This window comes from Clostridium sp. Marseille-P7770 (assembly GCF_902143525.1).
In the GTDB taxonomy this organism is placed as follows: Bacteria; Bacillota; Clostridia; order Lachnospirales; family Lachnospiraceae; genus Pilosibacter.
The window spans coordinates 116,733-137,365 of record NZ_CABFVC010000005.1; the positions used below are offsets into that span (position 1 = coordinate 116,733).

Below are 20,633 nucleotides of genomic sequence, written 5' to 3' on the forward strand. Positions count from 1 at the left end.
AAGGGAATTACCTGAGAGGTTTTGTCAACACTTAACACCCAAATAACTTCGCAGTCTTCTCCATCCGCTCCGCGATCGGAACTCCGAACGGACAGCGGGATTCGCAGGCATGACAGCCGATGCACTCAGATGCCTTATGGTCCAGGAGTTCATAGTGGGACTGGATCGTCGCCGGGACCTCCGGCTGCATGGTCGCCAGATCATAAAATTTGTTGATCATGGCAATGTCCAGATTTGCGACACACGGCTTGCAGTGTCCGCAGTAGGTGCACTCCCCGCGGTAGGAGTGAAACGGCGCGTTCGCAAGCACGGACGCATAGTCTTTCTCTTCCTCAGAAGCCGTCTCGTATCCTGCTGCCGCATCCACCTGTTCCTTCGTGTCATACCCGCACATGATGGAACAGACACCCGGTCTTGTGAGCGCATAGTGAATACACTGCACCGGAGTCAGACAGACGCCGAACGGGGAACGTTTCGCATCGAAGAGTCTTCCGCCCGCAAATCCTTTCATGACCGTGATCCCTACATCGTGCTCCTCACATGTCTTGTAGAGTTTTGCACGGTCCGGATCTGTCCCTTTCAGCCCTGCATCAAACTCATCCGCGAACATTGTGTCGATATTTTCACTCGCCGGCAGCATGTCAAACGCCGGATTGATGCTGAAGAGGATCATCTCCACATAGCCGGATTCCGCCGCTTTCATCGCAACCTTCGGGTTGTGGGAGCTCATTCCGATATGGCGGATGATGCCTTTTTCCTTTAATTCCATCACATAGTCCAGGTAGTCAGAATGCTGGATCTTCTCCCATTCTTCCTCAGAGTCCACGTAGTGGATCATGCCGAGATCGATGTAATCGGTCTGCAGTCTCTTTAAAAGGTCCTCAAAAGCCGGGCGAACGTATTTCATGTCTCTCGTGCGGAAATACTGGTTGTCCTTCCAGGTTGATCCGATATGTCCCTGAATGAACCACTGGCTGCGGTTCTCTTTAATCCCTTCACCGATGATATTTCTTGATTTCGGGTCCGCCATCCAGCAGTCCAGGATGTTGATCCCCTTTTTCGATGCATATTTGATCAGCTCGATGCTCTCTTCCTCCGGATGGCGCTCAAGCCACTCGCCGCCAAAGCCGATCTCGCTCACCATCAGACCTGTTTTCCCCAATCTCCTTGTTCTCATCTGTCTCTCTCCTTTTTCATATCCCATAATTTTTTTCTGACTCATTTCCTTCGTTTTCACATTCCTGTCCGGCAAAATTTCCTGCAATAACGCAGTGGGATTTGCAGATATTCCCCCACAGGATCTTACCTGCATCCTTGTATGGCGAGTTTTATTGAAACGCCCCCGGCCCATCGCTCTCCGACACGAATCTGGCGAGTTTTACGGCTCCGTTTCCTTTTTTGTCGACCGCATAAAAGGTATAGGTTCCTTTTTCCGTGATCTGAAATGCCGCGGTATCTTTGTCATTCACCGTAAACGGCGTTCCTTCCACCGTCCCGTTCGCAAATTCCTCCGCCGTGTGCTCTCCCTTTGCATAGAGAAGTTTGTCGAGATCCCCATCGATGTCGATAACGCGCACAGTCAGATAATTTCCTCCATTCCTGCTCGAGGTCTGCATCTCGATATGAGGTGCCGTCCCATTTTCCGGTCTCGTTCCGCCGTTCTGGAATCCCTTTCTTGAGAGCGTGCTGATATCGTAGGATAATGCCGCTCCGACATTCAGCATTCCGCCGGAAACCGTCACGTCTTTCAGGCTCTCCATCGGCGTCACCGTGGACATCAGGATCTCCTTCACGTCTGCGACCCCGATCCCGTCAAAATAGGAATAGACCATCGCCGCTGCACCGGATACCATCGGCGCCGCCATGGAAGTACCGCTCATGTAACCATATGTATTTCCCGGCGTTGTGCTCAGGATATAGCTTCCCGGAGCCGCGAGATCCACCGTTTTCTTTCCATAGTTCGAACTTGCGGAGAGCGTTCCGTCGATACTTAGATTCGCGACAGAAATGATATTGTCGAGATCATAAGCCGCCGGATAAAACGGGATCGCATCCGTGTCAACTCCCTTTCCGGTCTTCGGATTTCCGTTTCCTGCCGCCACAACAAAGAGCATACTGGAATTCTTCATCGCCTCATACAGCGCCTTGTCATCCACCGTCGATGTCAGGCTCAGGTTGCAGATCACGGCTCCATTGTCCTCCGCATACCTGATCGCCTTGATGACTGCTGCCGTGCTCCCTCCGCCGTCCGTGCCTCCTAGTGCCTTCAGCGCCATCACGCGCACCCGGTTTCCGGGAACGATCCCGGCAATTCCGATCCCGTTTCCCGTCCCGGCACTGATCGTCCCGGCTCCGTGGGTCCCGTGGCTGTCCTCTTCCCCGGTGAAGATCTGGTTGTTGTTATTATAAAAATTCCATCCGTAGACATCGTCCACATATCCGTTCCCATCGTCATCGATCCCATTTCCCGGGATCTCATCCGTGTTCACCCACAGGGTATCCTTCAGATCTTCATGCGTGTAGTCGATGCCCGTATCGATCATCGCGACGATCGTATCATGATTTCCGTTTCCGTACGTCTTCCATGCCTGCTCCAGGTTGATATCCACGCCAGATACCGCCTGGCGCTTTTTCACCTCCACAAGAGTTCCCAGTAGCTCCGCATTCCCCGTCGGCTGTCCGAACGGATCCGAATACACCGGATACTTCCTCATCTCCTCCGCTGCAAAGGAACCGTCATTGAAAAAAGCCCACTGTTCCAAGGCGGACGGGTCATTCGTCTGAAGCTTTTCCGAGGCGAAAGCCATAAGCGGCTGCCCTGATGAGGCGAGCAGGGCTGTCGCCAGGATTCCCGCCGCGATTTTAGAAATTTCTCTTTTCTTTTTCAAATATTTCTGCTGCATATCCACTCTCTTTTCTGGTCACAGTACACAGACACTCCATGCCCGCACACTGTAACAGGATCTTGCCGTTGCTTCGCTTCCCATTCCGGCTCAGCAACATCCGCGGTCACAACGTTATCATACTCAAACCAATGTTTATTCTACCAGATATTCTTGTATTTTCTATGAACTTTTTTGTTTTTAGGTAAATGCAGCGCCAAATACGGTCTAAAAAGAAAAGGCAGAACAACATCTTCCGATATCATTCTGCCTCTGTATTTCATTTTCCGGTTGTCTCGATCCACCGACTGCAATTTCGCGGAATCCTGTCGATCCGGATCAGGCTGTTACAGCTCCGCCGGTCCCTGACCATTGTCCGATCCCTGCTGACCGTTCTGAGTTTCTGCTGTCTTCTGCTCCGGATCCTGCGGCATCACGCTGTTTCCATCCTGCACCGGATTCTGAACCTGCTCAGCTGCCGGCTGTTCAGATCCCGCTGCCATCTCCGGCTGCCTGTTCCCGTTCTCTGCAGACTCAACAGTCTCAGCGCTCTCGCCGCCCATCCGGCTGTGATCGTCCTTCTGGCCTTCCTCCGGCTCCGGGATTCCCTTGACCTCACGGAAGATCTTCATGAATTCCTTGCCGGTGATCGTCTCTTTCTCGATCAGGAACGCTGCGATCTTATCCATCACATCCCTGTTTTCAGAGAGAAGACGTTTCGCCTCCGCATAGGCCTCTTTTAACATCTTCATGACTTCCGTATCGATCTCGGCAGCTGTCGCATCACCGCAGTTCATCACGGTGCGTCCGGTCAGATACTGGTTTTCCTGCGTCTCAAGACCCATCAGACCGAATTTATCCGACATTCCGTACTGGGTAACCATCGCTCTTGCGACTCTTGTCGCCTGTTCAATATCATTTGCCGCTCCGGTCGTCACGGTATCAAAGACGATCTCCTCCGCCGCACGTCCGGCAAGAGAGACAACGAGCATTGCCTTGAGCTCTTTCTTCGTATTTAAGAATTTCTCTTCTTCCGGAACCTGCATCACATATCCCAGCGCGCCCATTGTTCGCGGAACGATCGTGATCTTCTGGACCGGCTCTGCATCCTTCTGGAGAGCGGTTACAAGCGCGTGTCCGACCTCATGGTAGGAGACGATCCGGCGCTCCTCTTTGCTCAGGATCCGGTCTTTCTTCTCTTTACCGACAAGGACAAGTTCCACTGCCTCGAAGAGATCTTTCTGGGAGACAGCCTGACGGCCGTTCTTGACCGCATTGATCGCTGCCTCGTTCATCATATTCGCAAGGTCCGCACCGACGGCGCCGGAAGTCGCAAGGGCGATCTCCTCGAAGTCTACCGTCTCATCCAGACGCACATCCTTCGAATGTACTTTCAGGATGCTCACACGGCCTTTCAGGTCCGGCTTATCGACGATGACACGCCGGTCAAAACGACCCGGTCTTAAAAGCGCCGGATCCAGGATCTCCGGACGGTTTGTCGCTCCGAGGACGAGAAGTCCCTTGGAGGAATCAAATCCATCCATCTCGGAGAGGAGCTGGTTTAAGGTCTGTTCTCTCTCATCATTTCCGCCGAAACGGCTGTCACGGCTGCGTCCGATCGCATCGATCTCATCGATAAAGATGATACACGGGGCGGACTGCTGTGCCTGTTTGAAGAGGTCGCGGACACGGGACGCACCCACGCCGACGAACATCTCAACGAAATCGGAACCGGAGAGGGAGTAGAACGGAACGTGCGCCTCACCGGCTACCGCCTTTGCGAGCAGTGTTTTACCGGTTCCAGGAGGACCCACGAGGAGCGCTCCCTTCGGCAGTTTTGCGCCGATCTTTGTATATTTCTGCGGGTTGTGCAGGAAATCGACGATCTCCACAAGGGATTCCTTCGCCTCATCCTCACCTGCAACATCCGCGAACGTGACTCCGGTCTCCTTCTGGACGTAGACCTTGGCGTTGCTCTTTCCGACGCCCATCATTCCTCCGCCGCCCATCCGGCTGTACATCATATAGAGAAGTCCGATCATCAGTGCCGACGGAAGTACCCATCCCATCAGGAAATTCAGGATGCTGGCACTCGTACTCGTATCTTCTGCCACCACATGGACTCCGTTGGAGTCTAAAAGACGCTCCGCAAGTTCAGAGTCCGGAATTCTCACTGTATAATACTGGATAAAACGTGAAAGCTTTGTGGAAGAAGTCTTTGGCGTTAAATAGATCCTGTTGCCGGAGATCTTCGCCGTATCGATCTCTCCCTCTTTCAAGTATTCCACAAACTCCTCATACCCGAGTTCCTGGGTCTGGTTTTTGCGGACCATGTTGTTCATGACGGTCACAGCGATCAGCGTGATCACGAGGATCAGGGCGAGAACCCCGATATTCTGTCCGCTGGGCCGCTTTCTGTTCTGATTGTTGTTGTCCATTTATCTTCTCCACTTCTTTAGCGCATATATCACCTTTTGGGGACACTGCCCGCATTCTGTGATATAAAATTATAACTATTGTAACTGTTCAAATAGTTATACCTAATCATTATAATTTGAGTTTCCCCATAAGGCAATAAAAAAAGTATGAAATTTACGTGTTTACAAGAATTTTCAGAAAGGCTACAATACAAGATGTACGTTCCGTCCGAAAGTTTTATCATATCTGAAAGGCAAATGATCATGAACACTGTTATTCATCCGATCCCGCCCGTATTTGACCGGAATTCAAAGATCCTGATCCTCGGATCTTTCCCGTCCGTCAAATCCAGGGAAGGACATTTTTTCTACCATCATCCGCAGAACCGCTTCTGGAAAACCCTGGCCGGAGTCCTGGACGTTCCGGTTCCGGACACGATTGATGGGAAAAAGGCTTTTCTCCTCTCCCACCGCATCGCGCTCTGGGATGTGATCGCCTCCTGCTCGATCGAAGGTTCCAGCGACAGTTCGATCCGCGATGTCGTGCCGAACGACCTCTCCGTGATCCTCTCCACCGCCGATATCCGGGCGATCTTCTGCAACGGAAAGACTTCCTGGAATTATTACAGGAAATATCAGGAAGCCGTGACTGGGATCCCCGCCGTCTCCCTGCCGTCCACGAGTCCGGCGAATGCGGCGTGGTCGCTCGAAAAATTAAAGGGTGCATGGAATGTGATCCTTCCGTATATCAGATAATGCACGCTGTCCCGGTATGAATGCTTACAGGACACGCGTCCTCCATGCCCGCGCACTGTAACAGAAGGTTCCTGCACTCATTTGCTCCAGCGTCGTCTGTTCTGCCGGCATTTTTCATGATAAAATTTTTTATGAATTACTTTCCTGCATGTTTTCCCTCTCACCATCGAAAACTATCAGCCAGGAGGTGATCGTATGAAAGAACCATCAAAAAATAAGTCAGCTGATACCGACTGGGAGATCGACATCCAGTCCTGCTCCGCCACCGACTGTACCGGTCTGATCCCGGCGCTCCCGGAGAGTGACGCAGAGCTTGAGCATTATCAGGATCTCTACCATTATCTGCCTGACGAAAAAAAATGAGTCCGACTTTCACGGACCATATCTGCAAAATATGCATTCACAACTGCATCATACGGGATTTTTCGTTTAGATATTTTCGCTCCGTGGTGCAGGAACCATTTTTTCTACTCATCCGTGCATCCGGAAACTTCTCTCGATGCACCGGAAACTTGCAAGCCAAATATGATCAAATAAAGAAAGAAGTACAACAATTATGTTAAACGAATCCATCTACCGGTCATGCACCCTCTGTCCGAGGGAATGTCATGTTGACCGGACAGTATCCACAGGCTTCTGCGGCGCCGGACATGAACTGCGCGCCGCCAGAGCCGCCTTACATATGTGGGAAGAACCATGCATCAGCGGCACGACCGGAAGCGGGACCGTCTTTTTCTCCGGCTGTACACTGCGCTGTGTGTTCTGCCAGAATTTCCAGTTAAGCCATGAAAACTACGGAAAGACGATCTCCGCTTCCCGGCTCTCTGATATCTTCCTGGAGCTTCAGGAAAAAGGCGCCGCAAACATCAATCTCGTGACCGGGACGCAGTTCGCTCCGTCGATCATCCGTGCCCTGGATCTCGCAAAGCCAAAGCTTCAGATCCCGGTTGTTTTCAACTGCGGGGGATATGAAAAGATCGAGACGATCCGGGATCTCGCCGACTACGTCGATATCTGGCTCCCGGATCTCAAATACATAGACAGCGGTCTCTCAAAAAAATACTCTGCCGCTCCGGACTATTTTGAGAAAGCTTCCGCCGCGATAAAAGAAATGATCCGCCTCACCGGCGGACTTACCTGGAATCAAAAGAGCCCGTCCATGCTGGACCGCGGCGTCGTCATCCGCCATATGGTCCTTCCAGGAGCAAAGGATGATTCGATCCGGCTCCTGCACTGGATCAAAGAGAACCTCCCGGAACACCAGTATCTCATCAGTATCATGAGCCAGTACACGCCGTTTTACAGGAGCGCGGACTACCCGGAGATCAACCGCCGGATCACCTCCTACGAGTATAACAAGGTCGTTGATACCGCCATCGATCTCGGTCTCACTGAGGGCTTCATGCAGGAAAGAAGCAGCGCCAAAGAAGAATATACGCCGCCGTTTGACTGTGAGGGGATCTGAGAGCCGGTAGAAGTTCAGACCGACAGGATTGATGATGACAGCGTCAGCACCGGCAGCTTTCTGGATACAAACATCATAAAAGGTGGGTACCGAATCAATTTTTCTGTTTCGATACCCACCTTAATGTTCTGCGTTATCCAATGGATCTTACCTCGTTTTCATTAGATTTTGTTTCTATATGAAGTTTTTCTTGTTCACTCCGCCGGCTTTTTCCGAAAGTTTATATTTTTTGTTCTCATATCGATCATTGTATTTCTCTTTTCGATACTTTCTCGTCATATCTCGAAGGATTTCAAATAATCTTTTTTCGATCAATTACCCGGTTTTGTGTGTTTCCTTTGTTCCGGATTTTTCAAATTTGAAAAACGGAACGAGACTTATGTGTTCGGTGGACTGTACCTCCTTTACTTAGAATCTTTTAAGTACGAACCTTTTCGTCTTCTTTGCTTTGTTCTCTCTTTCTTTTTGATGTCTTTATTATATGCGATAAGTCCCATTTTGTCAACATGTTTTTAGAAATATTTTTATTTATTTTATTATTGTTAGTTAATTGTTGTATTGTATATAATTATTCAAATAATTTTATCTGTCAGTATTCTCTGTATATTACTGGATTTCTCCGCCCCGGATTTTTTACTCTGCAAGAATACCGCATCTACCAGCTTATGCTGACTAAGAGTATGCACCAACGTTCACCTGCATTCGTCTTAAATCCCCTGGGTTATCCACTTCTTTTTCTCTCCCCGCATCCCCGGAACAATACTGCAAATGTGACGGAGATTCCCGCCACCATCAGAAAGAGATCTGAGTACACCCCGAACGCAGCTGACACCTTCTCCCAGGAATCTCCGGCGATCCTGCCTGCATAGACGAGAACCGTATTCCACAAAAGGCTTCCCGCCGCCGTGAAAGCAAGAAACGGGATGACCGGCATCCTGGCGATCCCTGCGGGAATGGAGATCATGCTCCGGACGATCGGTACCAGTCTGCACAAAAAGACTGCAGACTTCCCGCGATCCCGGAACCAGTCTTTCGCGAGATCGACATCCTCCGGTCTGAAATGGAGCAGCTGTCCGGCCTTTCCACAGAGCAGTTTCCGAAATATCTCATCCGGAAGGAATCTCCCTGCTCCGTAAAGAATGACCGCTCCCACCATGGACCCGGCCGTTGAGAAGAGGATCACCCCGCTGGGCGTCATGTCCGTGCAGGTCGTCATGACACCTCCAAATGTCAGGATCACCTCCGAAGGGATCGGAGGAAACAGATTTTCCACTAAAATAAGGAGGAATACGGCAAGATTTCCGTATTCCCCCATCAGTTCCAGTACCAGCTCCCGCATACACGCACCCCCGCTTTGCCATGGGTACAATATATGTGGAGCTGATCTGCATTATTCATTTCCTTTTTCTCCGATCAGCCATTATATTTCTGGCTCTGCTCCGCGATCAGCGCCGCATCATCGAAGTAGTTGATCTTCATCGCCTCGCGCATCTCTTTTAAGGTCTGGGCAGCCACGCGCTCTGCCTTCTCGCTTCCGCTCTTTAAGATCTCGTATACAGCCGGGATGTCCTGCTCCCATTTCTTTCTTCTCTCACGGATCGGGCGAAGCTCTTCCTCAAGCACACGGTTTAAGAACTTTTTCACCTTTACATCGCCGAGTCCGCCGCGGGAGTAGTGTTCCTTCACCTCGTCGAGATTCTTGTAATCCGGCCAGAACTCTGCAAAGTACTCGTCCTTGCAGAATGCATCGAGATATGTGAAGACGGTATTTCCTTCCACCTGTCCCGGATCGCTGACTTTTAAGTGATTCGGATCTGTGTACATGGACATGACTTTCTTCTTTACTTCCTCCTCCGGATCGGAAAGATAGATGCAGTTTCCTAAGGATTTGCTCATCTTCGCCTTTCCATCGATTCCCGGAAGACGGCGGCATGCGTCGTTGCTCGGAAGAAGAATCTCCGGCATCACGAGTGCGTCTGTGTTGTATACCGTATTGAATTTGTGAACGATCTCTCTTGTCTGCTCAACCATCGGCATCTGGTCCTCACCGGCCGGGACCACGTTTGCCTTAAATGCGGTGATATCGGCAGCCTGGCTGATCGGGTAGGTGAAGAAACCGACCGGGATGCTCGCCTCGAAGTTTCTCATCTGGATCTCGCTCTTTACAGTTGGGTTTCTCTGTAATCTGGAAACGGTAACGATATCCATATAGTAAGCGGTCATCTCATAGAGTTCCGGCACCATGGACTGGATAAAGATCGTGGATTTCTCCGGATCAAGACCTGCGGACAGGTAATCCAGGGCAACCTCCAGAATATTCTGGCGGACCTTCTCCGGGTTATCCGCGTTGTCTGTAAGTGCCTGGGAGTCAGCGATCATGATATAGATATCGCTGTACTCTCCGGAATTCTGAAGCTCCACTCTTCTTCTCAAAGATCCTACATAATGTCCTACATGAAGACGTCCGGTCGGACGGTCTCCTGTTAAAATTACTTTTCCCACAACAATGTTCCTTTCTGTTCTGTGTTAGCAGGCAGCCATTCCGGTCATTTAGACCTTCCTGCGGCCTGGATCTTTCTCTTTTATTCCAAAGCGCCCTGATCCATCTGATCGTGGTCACGGCACCCGGAAGCGTTATGATAGAATTATAAAGCGGATTCGCCTCTTTTGCAAGCATAACCGCTCTTTTTGCAGGATTCTACGGACTTTGGCGTAACAAGTAAAGATCCGGTCACGATGAGTTTTCTCACCATGACCGGATCTTTCTACCATTTTCAGTATTATGAGATCACAGACCGTTTTCCGTTTTTATCCGTACACATCGGACCTGTAAATCTGTTTTCAGCCTTTGATCACGCGGACTTTATACATTCCGCTGATCTTCTCCAGATGGGCAACTGCCTCTGCCTTTGCCGGGTCCTCAAGATCCAGAAGTGTGTAGGCGTATTTGTCGCGGCTCTTGTTTGTCATGTTCGCGATGTTGATCCCCTCAGCCGCAAGGATCGAGGTGATCTGGCCGATCATGTTCGGAACATTTGCGTGGAGCAGGGCGATTCTTCCTGCAACCTGGCATACCCCCATGTCGCATGCCGGGTAGTTTACGGAATTCTTGATATTTCCGTTTTCCAGGTAATCCTTTAACTCATCCGCAGCCATCACTGCACAGTTGTCTTCAGATTCCTCTGTGGAAGCGCCGAGATGCGGGGTTGCGATCACGCCTTCCATCGCGGATGTCTTTGCGTTCGGGAAGTCTGTGATATATTTCTTTACTTTTCCTGCCTTTAATGCCGCTTCCATGTCATCGTCATTGACAAGAAGGTCTCTCGCGTAGTTTAAGATCACAACGCCGTCCTTCATCTGGTCGAAAGCGTCCTTGTTGATCATATACTTCGTGGAATCCAGAAGCGGAACATGAACGGTGATGTAATCGCACTCCTGGTAGATCGTGTTGACGTCCATGATGTGCTTTACGGAGCGGGACAGCATCCATGCCGCGTTGACGGAGATGAACGGGTCGTATCCGTATACTTTCATTCCGAGAGCTGCAGCCGCATTCGCTACCTCGCAGCCGATCGCGCCGAGTCCGATGACACCGAGCTTTTTGCCCTTGATCTCATTTCCTGCAAAGGCTTTCTTGCTCTTTTCCATCTTCTTTGCGATATCTTCCTCACCTGCATGCTCTCTGCACCATTCCACGCCGCCGATGACGTCTCTGGATGTCAGGAACAGGCCTGCAAGTACAAGCTCTTTTACACCGTTCTTATTTGCACCCGGTGTGTTGAATACGACGATTCCCTTTTTCGCGCACTCATCGAGCGGGATGTTGTTGACTCCGGCTCCGGCTCTCGCGATCGCCTGAAGTCCCTCCGGGAATTCTGTCTCATGAAGGGATGCGCTGCGGACCATGACTCCTTCCGCATCTTTGATGTCATCTACAAATGTATAATCTCCTGTGAGGCGGTCTGTACCGTAGTGGGAGATCTGATTTAAACAGCAAATCTTTCTCATAATGTCTCTCCTGTAATCTTTTCGATCCGGCAGCCTTACGCGTTCGCGTGCTCCGCCTCAAATTTTTTCATGAATTCTACAAGCTTTACAACGCCCTCTTCCGGCATTGCATTGTAGATGCTGGCTCTCATACCGCCGACGGTGCGGTGACCTTTTAAGTTCACGAATCCGGCCTTTTCTGCCTCTTTTACGAACAGGGCATCGAGGTCTTTGTCACCTGTCACGAACGGTACGTTCATGATCGAGCGATCCTCTTTTCTTACTGTTCCATGGAACATTTTGCTCTGATCCAGGTAATCGTAGAGGATCTTTGCCTTTCTTTCATTTCTCTCTTTCATGGCTTCCAGACCGCCCTGTTTCTTCAGCCATTTGAATACCTTGCCGCAGATATAGATTCCGTAGCACGGCGGAGTATTGAAGAGAGAGCCTGCCTTCGCCTGTACATCGTAGCGCATGATCGTCGGTGTCTCCGGAAGAACGTCCTCGCGGATCAGGTCTTCCCGGATGATCACGATGACAACGCCGGCCGGTCCGATATTTTTCTGGACGCCTCCGTAGATCACGCCGTATTTTGTGACATCCATCGGTTCTGAGAGGAAACATGAGGAGACATCAGAGACAAGTATTTTTCCTTTTGTATTCGGGAGTGTGTGGAATTTTGTTCCGTAAATCGTATTGTTCTCGCAGATGTAGACATAGTCAGCATTCTCGTCGATCGGAAGATCGGAGCAGTCCGGAATATAGCTGAATGTCTTGTCTTCGCTGGATGCGATGGCATTTGCGGTTCCGTAAAGCTTTGCTTCCTTCCATGCTTTCTTTGCCCACTGTCCAGTGATGATGTAATCGCCGACACGGTTCTTAAACAGGTTTAACGGAACTGCAGCGAACTGCTGGTGTGCGCCGCCCTGTAAGAACAGGACTTTGTAATTGTCCGGGATCTTTAAAAGATCACGGATATCCTGCTCTGCCGTCTGGATGATCTCCTCGAACGCTTTTGAGCGGTGGCTCATCTCCATAACGGACATTCCGGTTCCGTTATAATCCAGCATTTCTGCTGCTGCTTCTTTTAATACTTCTTCCGGCAACACAGCCGGACCTGCGGAAAAGTTGTAAACTCTGCTCATAAATTTTGTTCCCCTCTCTGATTGCTCTATGGTCTCTCCTCTAAGGGGCGGCCACGAATCCAGCCCAGTCGCATGATCCGTTGTATTACTTCACCTTGTCTCTTCTCTACCAATGTGAAGCCTCGAATCGGGCTGATTTGTCATATATCCTAGCACAAGTCACCCGGCAAATCAATGATAAAATTTTTTATTTTCGGGAATTATGTAAACTTTCTTCTTTTTTTAGTCTCTTTTTTTACAATTTCGATGAGACAGTTCCGAATTTTATTAGATTTCTCTGGGAAAATCGGATTTTATCTCAAGCAGATAAACCATGTTAGATTTTCATTTCCCTATCGTGTAAGATTATGGTACGTCAGTTATATCTTTACTCACTAGAAGCAGCGGACTTCCCTGATTCGGTAACAAGTGAAAACACGCTTCGCGAGTTTCCCCTTGTTATCGCGACAGTCGCCAAGGTCTCGCGCAAGCAGCGGACTTTGGCGTAAAAAAAAAGAAAGACAGACTGCATATGTTTTATATGTACTCTGTCTTTCTGTATTCGTAACTGCTCAGTACCCTCACAGTTACGAGCAAAAATCCATTTCAAATCGGCTTCGCCGATGGGATTTTTGCCTTCAAGCCTGTGTTTTATTACGGTCAGCGCAGCAAGTGCCCAGACCTACTGAACAGTTACCTGTATTCTTTCTATTTTACTTTCTGTATCTGCGTGATCTCTCCCTTTTTTCTCTCACTGAGAAATCCGGGCCCGGTCATTCTCAGATCCTCTCGCAGATCAAGTTGCCCATCTCGGTCGTTCCAACCTGCTTCATGCCCTCATCCATGATATCCACAGTGCGGTAACCGTCCGCAAGGACTTTTCTCACTGCGCCTTCGATCGCATCTGCTTCCTTATCAAGGTCGAAGGAGAAGCGGAGCATCATCGCTGCGGAGAGGATCGTCGCGATCGGGTTTGCGATGTCCTTGCCTGCGATATCCGGTGCGGAACCGTGGCTCGGCTCGTAGAGACCGAATTTGCTCTCGTTTAAGCTTGCGGAGGACAGCATTCCGATGGAACCTGTGATCATGCTCGCCTCGTCAGATAAGATATCGCCGAACATGTTCTCAGTTAAAATGACGTCGAACTGGCGCGGATTCATGACAAGCTGCATTGCGCAGTTATCGACTAACATGTTCTCAAGTGTAACTTCCGGATAGTCCTTTGCGACTTCCGCTACAACTTTTCTCCAGAGTCTGGAGGAATCAAGAACGTTTGCCTTATCGACACTCGTCACTTTCTTTTTTCTCTTCATTGCGATCTCGAAGGCCTTGATCGCTACGCGGCGGATCTCCTTCTCACTGTATACAAGAGTATCTGTTGCCTGCTCCACACCGTCTACCGTCTCTGTGTGGCGCTCGCCGAAATACAGACCACCTGTAAGCTCGCGGACGATGACCATGTCAAAGCCGTCCCCGATGATCTCTTTCTTTAACGGGCATGCACCGGCAAGGTCATTGTAGAGGTACGCCGGGCGGATGTTTGCAAACAGATTTAAGCCTTTGCGGATCGCAAGAAGACCTGCCTCCGGTCTCAGGTTCGGAGCCACATCATACCAGCGGGAGTTTCCGACATTTCCGCCGACTGCGCCTAAAAGAACGGCATCGCTCTTCTTTGCAGTCTCAAGCGCCTCATCTGTCAGCGGCACCCCGTAGGTGTCGATGGAGATTCCGCCCATGAGGACGTCCTCGTAGTTGAATTTATGGCCGTATTTCTGTCCAATTTTATCTAAAACTTTTTTTGCCTCTCTTACAATTTCCGGACCGATCCCGTCGCCGGAGATCGCTGCGATCGTGTATTCCATCTCTTTTACCCTCCATGATCCCATGGACTTGAATCCAGGGATCTTCTTTTTATATTCCGGATCCATCCCGACCCATTCTTTTCCATGTAATCATACTCTAAATTTTCTTATTTTTCAAGAAATCGGGAGGAATTACCGGCATACATGTTTTCTATCTGTTGTATGAATCAGGGTTATATTCTGATTGTTCCTCAAAAATGATTAGACATCGTAAAAAAAGTTAGTCCTATCCGGCCAAGATAAAGAAAGGCAGATACCCCGGAAAAATCCATCGGTATCTGCCTTTGTTCTCTTTTTCTTTATTCGTGGTACATCTCCGGTCTGCGGTCACGGAAAAGTCCCCAGGAGAAACGCTCGCGCTCCAGCTCGTCCAGGTCGAACTCCGCTGTGATCACGCCCTCGCTGTCGCGGTCCATGGACTCGATCACCTCTCCGGATCCGTCCGTGATGAAGGAGGAACCGTAGAATTTCAGGGCGGATTTCTGGTTTCCGTTCGCCTCACAAGGTTCTACCTCTTCCAGGCCCACGCGGTTTGCCGCGATCACCGGCATCAGGTTCGATGCGGAATGTCCCTGCATGCAGCGTCTCCAGTGCGGCATGCTGTCCACGGAGAGGATCGGCTCGCTTCCGATCGCGGTCGGGTAGAATAAGAGCTCCGCGCCCTTTACCGCCATGAATCGTGCGGTCTCCGGGAACCACTGATCCCAGCAGATTCCGACACCGATGGTGCCGTAGCGGGTCTTAAATGCCTTGAATCCGGTATCCCCAGGTGTGAAATAGAATTTCTCCTGATAATAGTGATCGTCCGGAATATGGGTCTTTCTATAGATCCCAAGGTTCGTTCCGTCCGCATCAAGGATCGCGACAGTGTTGAACAGGCGCTTTCCGTCCTTCTCATAGAAGCTGATCGGAAGAACGACAGAAAGCTCCTCTGCGACTTTCGCAAAGTGCTTTACCGCATCATTCTCCTCCACCGGCTTCGCAAACTCATAGTATTCGTACTGGCGCTCCTGGCAGAAATACTGGCGTTCAAAGAGCTCCGGCAGCAGGATGATCTGCGCACCGTCCGCCGCCGCTTTTCTTACAAGCCGTTCCGCGTTCGCGATATTTTCATTTACATTTTCTGTGCAGCGCATCTGTACCGCTGCAACTTTTACTTTTCGCATTTTATCTTTCCTCCTGTCGTATCTTTCCTATCTCCCTTGCGGGATCTGCTGTGTGATGCAGTGGATATTTCCGCCTCCGAGAAGAATATCCCTGGCCGGGATCGGGCAGATCTTTCTTTCCGGGAAGACGGTTCCAAGAATCTCCACCGCCGTCTTATCATGCTCATCCCCAAACTGCGGCACGACTACCCCGCCGTTTGAAATATAGAAGTTAACATAACTTGCTGCCAGCCGTTCCCCGACTTCTCTCGTGTCTTCGCCGTCCTCAAACTCATAACCGCCGAGGTCTTCCTCCGTCACACAGATCGGTGTCTTTGGGATTGGAAGCTTGTGAACTTTGATTTTTCTGCCCATAGCATCCGTCTCATTTTCTAAAATATCCAGACAGCTCTTCGACATGGCATACTGGGGATCCTTCTCATCATCGGTCCAGCCTAAGACCACCTCGCCCGGGCGCACGAACGCGCAGATGTTGTCCACATGTTCATTCGTCTCGTCATTGTAGATTCCACGTTCCAGCCAGATCACTTTTTCAGCCCCGAGGTAAGCACAGAGCTTCTTTTCGATCTCGTCCTTTGTGAAATCCGGATTTCTTCCTCCGCTCAGAAGACACGCCTCTGTCACAAGAACCGTCCCCTCTCCGTCAGAATGGATCGAACCGCCTTCCAGAACGAAGGGGTGGGCCTCATAGCAGTCATAGCCAAGCTCCCCACAGACTTTTTCCGCCACAAGATCGTCCTTCTCCCAGTGGGCGTAAAGTCCGTCCACGGTTCCGCCCCAGGCGTTGAACTCCCAGTCGATACCACGGACAGCGCCTTCCCCGTTCACCACAAAGGTCGGTGCCACATCCCGCGCCCAGGCATCGTCGGACTCCATCCGGATCACGTGGATCCCGTGTCCCGGATTCCCCGCTAACATCTCGCGGGCATTCTCCTCCACGTCCGGCTCCGCCAGCATAAAGACCTCCTCGCTCTCCGCGATGGCCCATGCCACGCGCTTAAATGCCTCTCTCGCTTTTTTCGCGCCGTAGTTCCAGCTTCCCGGACGCTTTGGCCAGATCATAATGCAGCCTCTGTGAGGTTCAAATTCTCCCGGCATGCGGAATCCATCTGCTGCCGGTATCGTATGAAGTTTGTTCATTCTACAGTTCCTTTCCTGACTTATCTTCATTAACTACTAATTATACCAATCTATCTCATGTCCATCTTCCCGCTATTCGACCCGGAAACAACTCTCACTTCCAGGTTTTTTACCGCCACTTTTTTATATAACCGCCTTTTTCCTGGTCACAAGGCGGAGGGCAGCCACAATCCATATTACACGGCGGCGGACAGTCACATCTTCCTCCCGGCTCACATGGAGGCGGGCAGGGACAAAACGGCGGCTTTGGCGGCGGTGGCGGGCCCGGCTTCGGAGGTTTCGGCGGCTTATCCTTCTTCTCCTCAACCCGGACCAGAATAATATCATCTCCAATCTGGCAGATGTCCCCAAAAGGGATCACAAATTCTTTTTCCCGTCCCAGGAAACCGCAGACACAGCCCGGTCCCGGCACGATGATCGCCAGAATCCTGCCTGTACATGGATCGACATCCAGATCACCCACAAAGCCTAAACGTTTGCAGTCGCAGACGTTGATCACTTCCCGTCTCTTCAATTCGCTCATCCGCATGGCATCATCTCCCGAATCGAAACATTTTATGTATCCCATCAACAGCAGACCTGTTATTCGCGCAGGCTGCCGTCAACCAGTCATACTCTCTATTTATAGTCTATGCTCCATTTCTTGTCCCTGAGATGAATATCCAGCATTATTTTCACTTAAATTATAATTTTTCTGAAGCTTTACAATTCAATATTCTCCGGCAGTTTGCCCACCGTTTTCAGGATCTTCGCCGCATTTCTCCACAGCATATCCTCTTTCTCACTGTCCGTGAAGCTGCTGTCCTTAATCCTCGCAATAGCGGCTTTCTGGGTGCCATAGGGGAAATCACTGCCGTAGAGCACCCGTTTTGTTCCGAATCTGCCGATAATCTCCTCAAACTCCCCGGCTTCCTCCAACTCCGCGCTCATGGCCGTATCGATAAACACATTTTCCGGCAGATTTTCAAGATTCTCCTCGGGATTTTTCATCATGCAGAAGCTTCCCATATGCGCCATGATAATTGGGATATCCGGGGCAAACTTTAAGATCTTCCGGATTCCCGACGGGTAAAGGTCATAGGGGCGCACAATCCTCGCCGTCCCCATGTGGATCAGCACCGGAAATCCCAACTCATTGATCTTTCTCCACATCTCCTCATACTTTGGATCTTCCAGATGGACCTTCTGAAACGGCGGATGGAACTTGATCCCGGCCATCTCCATATCCTTCAGCTTTTCCAGCTCCTCGATCACATTCTCACAGTCCGGATGAAGGCCGCCAAATGAGCTAATATTCTTTCTTGCCGCTTCCTTCGCGAACCGGTTTACCTCCCCCTGATTCTGTGGTTTCGATACCACCGGCAGGTTCACGGAGAGATCCACTCCCGCCTCCCGCATCCGCGCCAGCAGATTTTCCCTGATCGGAAGCTTCTTAAAATCATCATTTTCATGCCCGGTGACCTCCATGGCCCGTCTCGCCAGGGCAACCGGATAGATATGGGTGTGAATGTCAATGATCCTGCAATTCATCCTTTGTTCATCCTGTCTTTCCTCCATGCGCCGTTTTCAGCTTCATGTTCCTGATTTTTTGTAAATGCTGCCAGAACTTCTTCCACAGCACTTTATGAGCATCTATTTCACTGCGATCCAGCACCATTTTACCATGCAGACTGTACGATTTGCAATATACAAGTAACTACAAACGGCCTGACCTCATTTCTGAAGCCAGACCGCTTTCATACGCTCTATCACGTAAACTCTTAACAGCAAAGATCCACAATCACCTGTGCAAAGATCTTCGCACTCATTGTGAGCTCGTCAACCACCGCGAACTCGTCCGGGCCATGCATGTGGTTCTCGGTCTCCGGAAGGGCAGCGCCGAAGGCAACACCGTTCTTTAAATTGTGGACATAGGTTCCGCCGCCAATGGCGATACACTCGCCCTTTCTTCCGGAATATTTTTCATATGCGGAGAGCAGAGTCTTCACAAAATCAGAATCTGCCGGTACATGGTGCGGCGGCTTCATTTCTTCTGTATTGAAGGAGATTCCATCTGCTTCCATTTTTTCACGGATCACATCGATGGTGTTTTCCTTTGTGGCACAGATCGGACAGCGGCTGTCAAATTCGCCCTCTAAACTTTTCTCAGAAATATCCAGCATGCTGAATGCCAGTGTCAGCTCGCCGGACTCCTCATCGCTCATCTTGATTCCAAGCGCTTCGCCGTACCAGTCACCGTGAGGCATCAGGCGGTTTAACGCGCGGACTGTCTTTACCTGTCCGCATTCCGCCAACGGAAGACGCTCGATCAGGGATAAGAGTCCTGTCAGGGCATTTTTTCCTTTCCACGGTGCCATTGCATGGCCGTTTTCGCCAGCTGCAGCGATCTTCAGGCAGCCATCCTCAGAGGATACCGTGAACCGGATTCCAAGCTCCTCTTCCATGCTCTTTGCGAGAGCCCCTGTCTCATCTCCGTCAAGACCCTCAAATAATGCCTCTGCTGCGCCCGGAACCACATTCGTCTTTGTCCCGCTGTGGAAGGATACCATCTTCGGAAGACGGTCCGACGGCTCGAACTCTGCCGTAAAATTACCTCCGATCCGACCTTTCTCGATATTGATCACCGGGAAGGACGCATCCGGGGAGAAGGTCATCGGAGCTTCCTTTTCCACACTGTAGTAGTGGGTGATATCGGAGCTTCCGCACTCCTCGTCAGTGCCAAGGATCAGGCGGACGTTCTTTTTCATCGGGATTCCAAGTTCATTTACGGCACGCATCGCGTAGAGGGCAGCAATTGCCGGTCCCTTATCGTCCGCGGTTCCGCGGCCATAGATCTTTCCGTCTTTTACTACCGGCTCAAAAGGTTCTGTAACGGTCCAGCCGTCTCCGGCCGGAACAACGTCCAGATGAGCCAGAATATCGAGCTGTGCCTCTTTGTCATTCATATCAACGGTTCCAACATAGTTGTCATAGTTGTTGATGGAAAAACCGTAGCATTCCGCAATGTGCAGAGCTGCACGCAGTGCCTCGGAGCACCCTTCCCCATAAGGTTTTCCGATACGGTAAGACCCCTTCACACTGTTGATCCGGCAAAGAGCTCCGATGTCCTCCAGCATTTCTTTCCTGTGTGCGTCAATATACCGGCTGATCTTCTCTTTATACATAAATTTCCGCCTCCATATTTCTTTTGTTATAACCCATTTTACAGACAGGCGGGACCGTCTCATCCCGGGCGTTTCCGAGATCGTAAAACCAGCCCCGCTTATACCATATTTATTCTGTGCGCCAGTTATTGGCTGCGTGCCTGCCCACAAACCAGCACTTACGCGCTTTATTGTCTGCTTCGCAGGCGTTTCGTTCGTTTACCTTATTTCATGAATCCAGCTAAGATCTCATTTACGATCTTGCCGTCTGCCTTTCCCTTTACAAGCGGCATTAAGGACTTCATGATCTTTCCTTTGTCCTTTGCGGTCGGAGCTTCGATTCCGAGCTCTGCGAGAACCTTCTCAATCGTCTCCCTGATCTGGTCCTCGGTCATATCTGCCGGAGCGAACTCCTGATATACAGCCAGTCTCTTCTTTGCCTCTTCGATGATATCAGCGCGGTCTGCCGGAGCGGTATCGATCGTCTCTTTGACCTGCTTGATCTCCTTCTTTACGATCGCGTTCTCCTCATCCTCTGTGAGCGGAGCTTCACGCTTGTCGATCTGCGCGTTCTTTAACGCGGAGAGAAGCATGGAAAGGGAATCCTTTCTCTCTTTATCTTTTGCTTTCATCGCCTCGACCATGGCTGCTCTTACAACATCGATCTTACTCATCTTATATTCCTCCTGTC

17 protein-coding genes are annotated in these 20,633 nt (G+C 50.5%); 3 read left to right on the forward strand and 14 right to left on the reverse strand.

All coding sequences use genetic code 11. The features are described 5' to 3' along the window. Positions 1 to 31 precede the first annotated feature (31 nt). The 3 genes from FN001_RS13285 to ftsH form a co-directional block, all read right to left on the reverse strand. On the reverse strand, positions 32 to 1,177 hold the full coding sequence (locus FN001_RS13285; RefSeq protein WP_118298653.1) for an aldo/keto reductase: 1,146 nt from the start codon (positions 1,175 to 1,177) through the stop codon (positions 32 to 34). 151 nt (positions 1,178 to 1,328) lie between these two features. Further along, on the reverse strand, positions 1,329 to 2,903 hold the full coding sequence (locus FN001_RS13290; protein ID WP_142412163.1) for a S8 family peptidase: 1,575 nt from the start codon (positions 2,901 to 2,903) through the stop codon (positions 1,329 to 1,331). A 326-nt stretch (positions 2,904 to 3,229) separates the two neighbouring features. Next, the gene (gene ftsH / locus FN001_RS13295; RefSeq protein WP_118530617.1) at positions 3,230 to 5,320 is read right to left on the reverse strand and encodes an ATP-dependent zinc metalloprotease FtsH; all 2,091 of its coding nucleotides are present in this window, start codon (positions 5,318 to 5,320) and stop codon (positions 3,230 to 3,232) included. A 243-nt stretch (positions 5,321 to 5,563) separates the two neighbouring features. On the opposite strand from ftsH, the gene FN001_RS13300 reads away from it, so the two are divergent. The 3 genes from FN001_RS13300 to FN001_RS13305 all read left to right on the forward strand — a co-directional run bounded on the left by FN001_RS13300 (position 5,564) and on the right by FN001_RS13305 (position 7,520). Further along, a complete protein-coding gene (locus FN001_RS13300) occupies positions 5,564 to 6,055 on the forward strand; it encodes a DNA-deoxyinosine glycosylase (RefSeq protein ID WP_142412164.1) in 492 nt (163 codons plus the stop codon). Between the two features lie 195 nt (positions 6,056 to 6,250). Then, positions 6,251 to 6,418 carry a hypothetical protein gene (locus FN001_RS18165; RefSeq protein WP_182426555.1) on the forward strand — a complete coding sequence of 56 codons (168 nt, stop codon included), beginning with the start codon at positions 6,251 to 6,253 and terminating at the stop codon, positions 6,416 to 6,418. Between the two features lie 193 nt (positions 6,419 to 6,611). Next, positions 6,612 to 7,520, forward strand: a complete 909-nt coding sequence (locus FN001_RS13305; protein WP_142412165.1) for a radical SAM protein — start codon at positions 6,612 to 6,614, stop codon at positions 7,518 to 7,520. A 721-nt stretch (positions 7,521 to 8,241) separates the two neighbouring features. Here FN001_RS13305 and FN001_RS13310 read toward each other — a convergent pair. The 11 genes from FN001_RS13310 to FN001_RS13365 all read right to left on the reverse strand — a co-directional run bounded on the left by FN001_RS13310 (position 8,242) and on the right by FN001_RS13365 (position 20,616). Further along, a complete protein-coding gene (locus FN001_RS13310) occupies positions 8,242 to 8,859 on the reverse strand; it encodes a DedA family protein (protein WP_142412166.1) in 618 nt (205 codons plus the stop codon). Positions 8,860 to 8,933: 74 nt separating this feature from the next. Continuing rightward, positions 8,934 to 10,022 (reverse strand): tryptophan--tRNA ligase, encoded by a 1,089-nt coding sequence (gene trpS, locus FN001_RS13315; RefSeq protein ID WP_118298647.1) that lies wholly within the window; start codon positions 10,020 to 10,022, stop codon positions 8,934 to 8,936. 339 nt (positions 10,023 to 10,361) lie between these two features. Continuing rightward, a complete protein-coding gene (locus FN001_RS13320) occupies positions 10,362 to 11,528 on the reverse strand; it encodes a phosphoglycerate dehydrogenase (protein ID WP_142412167.1) in 1,167 nt (388 codons plus the stop codon). Between the two features lie 35 nt (positions 11,529 to 11,563). Further along, positions 11,564 to 12,652, reverse strand: coding sequence for a 3-phosphoserine/phosphohydroxythreonine transaminase (serC, locus tag FN001_RS13325; RefSeq protein ID WP_142412168.1), 1,089 nt, complete (start codon positions 12,650 to 12,652; stop codon positions 11,564 to 11,566). A gap of 758 nt (positions 12,653 to 13,410) precedes the next feature. After that, complete coding sequence (gene leuB, locus FN001_RS13330; RefSeq protein WP_142412169.1) at positions 13,411 to 14,493, reverse strand: 3-isopropylmalate dehydrogenase; 1,083 nt, start codon at positions 14,491 to 14,493, stop codon at positions 13,411 to 13,413. 299 nt (positions 14,494 to 14,792) lie between these two features. Beyond that, the gene (gene aguB / locus FN001_RS13335) at positions 14,793 to 15,659 is read right to left on the reverse strand and encodes an N-carbamoylputrescine amidase (RefSeq protein WP_142412170.1); all 867 of its coding nucleotides are present in this window, start codon (positions 15,657 to 15,659) and stop codon (positions 14,793 to 14,795) included. A 27-nt stretch (positions 15,660 to 15,686) separates the two neighbouring features. Next, on the reverse strand, positions 15,687 to 16,799 hold the full coding sequence (aguA, locus tag FN001_RS13340; protein ID WP_142412171.1) for an agmatine deiminase: 1,113 nt from the start codon (positions 16,797 to 16,799) through the stop codon (positions 15,687 to 15,689). A gap of 109 nt (positions 16,800 to 16,908) precedes the next feature. After that, positions 16,909 to 17,322, reverse strand: a complete 414-nt coding sequence (locus FN001_RS18775; protein ID WP_347466178.1) for a PRC-barrel domain-containing protein — start codon at positions 17,320 to 17,322, stop codon at positions 16,909 to 16,911. Between the two features lie 179 nt (positions 17,323 to 17,501). After that, positions 17,502 to 18,329, reverse strand: a complete 828-nt coding sequence (locus FN001_RS13355) for an amidohydrolase family protein (protein WP_185911940.1) — start codon at positions 18,327 to 18,329, stop codon at positions 17,502 to 17,504. 230 nt (positions 18,330 to 18,559) lie between these two features. Next, positions 18,560 to 19,963 carry a dipeptidase PepV gene (pepV, locus tag FN001_RS13360; protein ID WP_118651913.1) on the reverse strand — a complete coding sequence of 468 codons (1,404 nt, stop codon included), beginning with the start codon at positions 19,961 to 19,963 and terminating at the stop codon, positions 18,560 to 18,562. 203 nt (positions 19,964 to 20,166) lie between these two features. Then, positions 20,167 to 20,616, reverse strand: coding sequence for a GatB/YqeY domain-containing protein (locus tag FN001_RS13365; RefSeq protein WP_142412173.1), 450 nt, complete (start codon positions 20,614 to 20,616; stop codon positions 20,167 to 20,169). Positions 20,617 to 20,633 lie beyond the last annotated feature (17 nt).

Excerpts from the sequence above, each read along its gene's own strand:
- FN001_RS13285 (WP_118298653.1), bottom strand. The coding sequence starts at position 1,177 with ATGAGAACAAGGAGATTGGGGAAAACAGGTCTGATGGTGAGCGAGATC.
- FN001_RS13290 (WP_142412163.1), bottom strand. The coding sequence starts at position 2,903 with ATGCAGCAGAAATATTTGAAAAAGAAAAGAGAAATTTCTAAAATCGCG.
- ftsH (WP_118530617.1), bottom strand. The coding sequence starts at position 5,320 with ATGGACAACAACAATCAGAACAGAAAGCGGCCCAGCGGACAGAATATC.
- FN001_RS13300 (WP_142412164.1), top strand. The coding sequence starts at position 5,564 with ATGAACACTGTTATTCATCCGATCCCGCCCGTATTTGACCGGAATTCA.
- FN001_RS18165 (WP_182426555.1), top strand. The coding sequence starts at position 6,251 with ATGAAAGAACCATCAAAAAATAAGTCAGCTGATACCGACTGGGAGATC.
- FN001_RS13305 (WP_142412165.1), top strand. The coding sequence starts at position 6,612 with ATGTTAAACGAATCCATCTACCGGTCATGCACCCTCTGTCCGAGGGAA.
- FN001_RS13310 (WP_142412166.1), bottom strand. The coding sequence starts at position 8,859 with ATGCGGGAGCTGGTACTGGAACTGATGGGGGAATACGGAAATCTTGCC.
- FN001_RS13320 (WP_142412167.1), bottom strand. The coding sequence starts at position 11,528 with ATGAGAAAGATTTGCTGTTTAAATCAGATCTCCCACTACGGTACAGAC.
- serC (WP_142412168.1), bottom strand. The coding sequence starts at position 12,652 with ATGAGCAGAGTTTACAACTTTTCCGCAGGTCCGGCTGTGTTGCCGGAA.
- leuB (WP_142412169.1), bottom strand. The coding sequence starts at position 14,493 with ATGGAATACACGATCGCAGCGATCTCCGGCGACGGGATCGGTCCGGAA.
- aguB (WP_142412170.1), bottom strand. The coding sequence starts at position 15,659 with ATGCGAAAAGTAAAAGTTGCAGCGGTACAGATGCGCTGCACAGAAAAT.
- aguA (WP_142412171.1), bottom strand. The coding sequence starts at position 16,799 with ATGAACAAACTTCATACGATACCGGCAGCAGATGGATTCCGCATGCCG.
- FN001_RS18775 (WP_347466178.1), bottom strand. The coding sequence starts at position 17,322 with ATGAGCGAATTGAAGAGACGGGAAGTGATCAACGTCTGCGACTGCAAA.
- FN001_RS13355 (WP_185911940.1), bottom strand. The coding sequence starts at position 18,329 with ATGAATTGCAGGATCATTGACATTCACACCCATATCTATCCGGTTGCC.
- pepV (WP_118651913.1), bottom strand. The coding sequence starts at position 19,963 with ATGTATAAAGAGAAGATCAGCCGGTATATTGACGCACACAGGAAAGAA.
- FN001_RS13365 (WP_142412173.1), bottom strand. The coding sequence starts at position 20,616 with ATGAGTAAGATCGATGTTGTAAGAGCAGCCATGGTCGAGGCGATGAAA.